The organism is Streptomyces millisiae (assembly GCF_031845425.1).
Lineage (GTDB): Bacteria > Actinomycetota > Actinomycetes > Streptomycetales > Streptomycetaceae > Streptomyces > Streptomyces millisiae.
Window position 1 is genome coordinate 1 of sequence record NZ_JAVREM010000201.1, and the last position, 567, is coordinate 567.

A 567-nucleotide genomic window follows, 5' to 3' on the forward strand; every position below is an offset into this window, starting at 1 on the left:
GTGTAAAGCAGCAACGACAGCGACAGTGGGATCAGGACGGGAAGTTCTGTTCCGCCGGAGCGCCCGGCATCTTGGGCCAAAGTGATCTGTGCGTCGATGAGACCGGCCAGGGTGCCGCCTTGGCGGGCCAGGGGCCCGCGCAACGGCAGGCTGACCGTCTGCAGTTGCGGGCTGGGGTCACCGTCCTCCTTGAAGACCCACAGGCACCGCACACCTTGGGCGGCAGGACTATTGAGATAGTGGGCGAACTGAGATCCCTCCGACATGATGGCCTTTGACGGCGAGCTCTGCGGCCGCGGTGTCATCGTGCCGACTCGGGTGGAGTTGATCCCGGCGGCGATCATCCCGCTGTAGTGACACAAACGGCGTCCATCGTGCAACGAGATTGGTTCGGCAAGGCTGTAGGCCACCGCGTTGAACGGGAACCGCTGCAGCCAATCAGGGACCAACTCGACGTCGGTATTGGAGTTCATCAGGGCGCCGGCAAATTCGCTGTCGACCCGCAACACCACCGGGCTGGCCATCCACTGCTCTTCCATCAGTCCCGCCACTGACGCAATCCAGCGG

At 63.5% G+C, this 567-nt stretch carries 1 protein-coding gene; it reads right to left on the reverse strand.

The window, feature by feature from the left end:
- The coding region (locus RNC47_RS36215; protein WP_311605112.1) for a hypothetical protein at window positions 1-539 on the reverse strand (539 nt) is incomplete at its 3' end.
- Window positions 540-567: the final 28 nt, after the last annotated feature.